The sequence below is a fragment of the Wolbachia endosymbiont of Madathamugadia hiepei genome (genome assembly GCF_013366855.1).
In the GTDB taxonomy this organism is placed as follows: domain Bacteria; phylum Pseudomonadota; class Alphaproteobacteria; order Rickettsiales; family Anaplasmataceae; genus Wolbachia.
Map to the genome: position 1 here is coordinate 1 of NZ_WQMP01000118.1, position 3,212 is coordinate 3,212.

Annotated in this window: 2 protein-coding genes; both read left to right on the plus strand. The window is 37.9% G+C overall.

Translation table 11 applies throughout. The annotated features are described in order from the left end of the window. The first annotated feature begins 705 nt into the window (after positions 1-705). On the plus strand, positions 706-2,616 hold the full coding sequence (thrS, locus tag GO685_RS04320; protein ID WP_175937725.1) for a threonine--tRNA ligase: 1,911 nt from the start codon (positions 706-708) through the stop codon (positions 2,614-2,616). A 3-nt stretch (positions 2,617-2,619) separates the two neighbouring features. Next, positions 2,620-3,150: a translation initiation factor IF-3 gene (gene infC / locus GO685_RS04325; protein WP_175937726.1), complete on the plus strand. Its 531-nt coding sequence runs from the start codon at positions 2,620-2,622 to the stop codon at positions 3,148-3,150. The last annotated feature ends 62 nt before the right edge of the window (positions 3,151-3,212 follow it).

Sequence of the window (3,212 nt, forward strand, 5' to 3'; positions counted from 1 at the left end):
TTTTAAAAAGACATACAGTGCACATAGTGCGAAAAATTAAACAATAGTACGCCAAATACAAGTTTTCTTGTCATTTTAACTTGTACAGATTGGGAAGTTAAACAAATAGCTTCAATACTATGATAAGGGTAACGGTGAAGGTTGTCAAGTAGTTTTTTTGTTTCTATTGGGTAACATGGATAAGCCCAAACGCCATCGTGTCTTTAGGAGAGTTTGCTAATGGAAGTTCTTAAGTTGATGCCATTGATAGATCTCTTGCATAACCTCTTTCCGATTTTGCGTCAAAACTTGCTTCTGCTCCTCAGATTGACTTATGCCTAGTTGTTGAAGAAAGTAATTGTTGCAGTAGCCCAGAAATTAGCTCTAATTATGCATAGAATGTTGGTTGATAAAACAGAATTTTGTTATTAAAAGATATAGGAGGAGCATAAATTTTACTCAAGGTAGTAATGCCGATGGAAAGGATAAGCAAGAGCAGAGTGAAACTTAGATTTCGTATTAGACATGTTGCCGTTCACTTCTGCCTAACAAGTATAATGCAGCTTAACTGCCATATCAGACCATGGAGAGAACCGTGGAAGCGTACTACTTTTAATTTGCGTAAAATTATTAAGGCTTATGGAGGTATTTTGATTTATATAAAAATTATTGTTGACTTATGCGCAGAGCCTCTGTTGCTCCACTGTCCTCCCAATAGGTATATTTATGATTAGAATTACTTTTTCAGCTGAACAAAAAGTAGAAGAATACAGCGGAAGAGTTACTGGTTTTGACATACTACAACCAGACGTTTTAAAAGAAGCCGTTGCCCTAAAGGTAAATGGTGAGTTGTATGATCTCTCACGTAAAATTGAATCTGACACAGAAATAGAGGTGATACAACTTAGTGACGAAATGGGTTTGGATATAATAAGGCATGATGCTGCTCATATAATGGCTCAGGCAGTGAAAGAGCTCTTTCCTAACACTCAGATTACTATCGGCCCAACAATTCAGGACGGCTTCTACTATGATTTTGCTACAGATCGTACCTTTACCACGGGTGATCTTGTTGCAATAGAAAAGAAAATGAAAGAGATCATAAAAAGCAATCACAGATTTGTTCGAGAAGTTTGGACGCGTAAGCAAGCAATAGATTTTTTTAGCAGTATAGGTGAAAAATATAAGGTTGATATTATCTCCTCCATACCAGAGAGTGAAAATCTAACTGTTTATAGACAAGGAGATTTTGTTGACTTGTGCCGTGGTCCGCACTCGCCATCAACAGGTAGAGTCAAAGCGTTTAAACTTATGAAAGTTGCAGGAGCATACTGGCGCGGTGATGCTAAGGGTCCAATGCTACAGCGAATATATGGCACCGCGTGGCGAAATAAGGATGAATTAAACGCTTATCTTAAGCGTTTGGAGGAGGCGGAAAAACGCGACCACCGCAAGATTGCTAAGGATATGGAGTTGTTTCACATCCAGGAAGAAGCTACCGGGCAGGTTTTTTGGCATGAACAGGGATATACTTTATATAACGTTCTTGAGTCTTACATAAGGAAAAAATTAATAAAAAATGGCTATACTGAAGTGAAAACTCCTATTTTAGTAAGCAAGGAGCTATGGGAAAAATCGGGGCATTGGGATAAGTTTCGTGAAAACATGTTTATCGTTGATGAATCTGAAAGTAAAAAGCTAGCAATAAAACCCATGAATTGCCCTTGTCACGTGCAGATTTTTAACTCTCACACCAGAAGCTACCGCAATTTACCGATACGTATGGCAGAATTTGGTACATGTCATAGAAACGAAAGTTCAGGTTCATTGCATGGACTGATGAGAGTGCGTAGTTTTACGCAGGATGATGCGCACATTTTTTGCATGGAAGAGCAGATTAATTCTGAGGCTGTAAAATTTTGCGACCTTTTAAAAGAAGTATATTCAGAGCTTGGGTTCAACGAAATCTCCGTGAAATTTTCAGACCGTCCAAATGTTAGAGCAGGAGATGATGAAGTGTGGGATAGAGCTGAAAAAGCGCTGCTTGAAGCTGTCAGAGAAGCAGGTTTAAGCTATGAACTCAACCCTGGTGAAGGTGCATTTTATGGCCCAAAGTTAGAGTTCGTTTTGAAAGATGCAATAGGCAGAAATTGGCAATGTGGAACGTTGCAAGTCGACTTCATTTTACCAAAGCGCCTGGAGGCTTTCTATATAGGAGCAGACGGACAAAAGCACCACCCTGTTATGCTACACAGGGCAATTCTTGGAACTTTTGAGCGTTTTATTGGAATTTTAATAGAGCATTATGCAGGAAAATTTCCACTGTGGCTCGCTCCAACGCAACTTGCCATTCTAACCGTTACAAGCGAAGCTGACGATTATGCTACAGAAATTTACAACACTTTAAAAAAACAAGGTGTTAGAGTTAAAACTGACTTAACCAATGAGAAAATTAGTTATAAGATACGCTTGCATAGTTCAAACAAGATTCCTATATTATGGATTGTAGGCAAAAATGAAGTTGCGAGTAAAACTATGTCAGTGAGAAATTTAGGGTCAGAAAAACAGGAGTCTTCTTCCTACGAAAAAGCTGCTGAATTGCTATTAAAAAGTATTAACCTTAGTCAAGGGAGTTAAAATTTGCAAACTAAAAAACACAGAATTAACGAATCCATTACAGCTAAGGAAGTACGCTTAGTTGACCAAAATAGTAAAATGGTTGGGATTGTGGCAATAAAGCAGGCTCTGGAATCTGCTCAGAATATCGGCTTAGATTTAGTGGAAATTGCGCCTGACTCAACTCCTCCAGTATGTAAAATTCTGGATTACAGCAAGCAAAAGTATGATGCAAAAAAGAAAGCAAGTGAAGCAAAGAAGAAACAAAAAACATTAACGATAAAAGAAATTAAGATAGGTCCCAATATTGGCGATCACGACTACGAAACAAAATTGCGTCACGTAAGGGATTTTCTTACACATGGACACAAAATCAAAGTCACAATGAAATTTAGAGGTAGAGAACTCACAAACACTGAGGTTGGACTGGAAAAACTAGAACGGTTGATTAGAGATACCGAAGATATTGCAAAGGTAGAATTAGCACCTAAACGAGAAGGAAATCAATATTTTTTAGCTCTAGTTGCTAGGCTCTGTGAAAAAAGTTTATCATGAGAAAATAAGGAAAGATGTAGCAAAAACTGGTAGTTTAACTTAGCTACAAATAGAGAAATTAC

Excerpts from the sequence above, each read along its gene's own strand:
- thrS (WP_175937725.1), top strand. The coding sequence starts at position 706 with ATGATTAGAATTACTTTTTCAGCTGAACAAAAAGTAGAAGAATACAGC.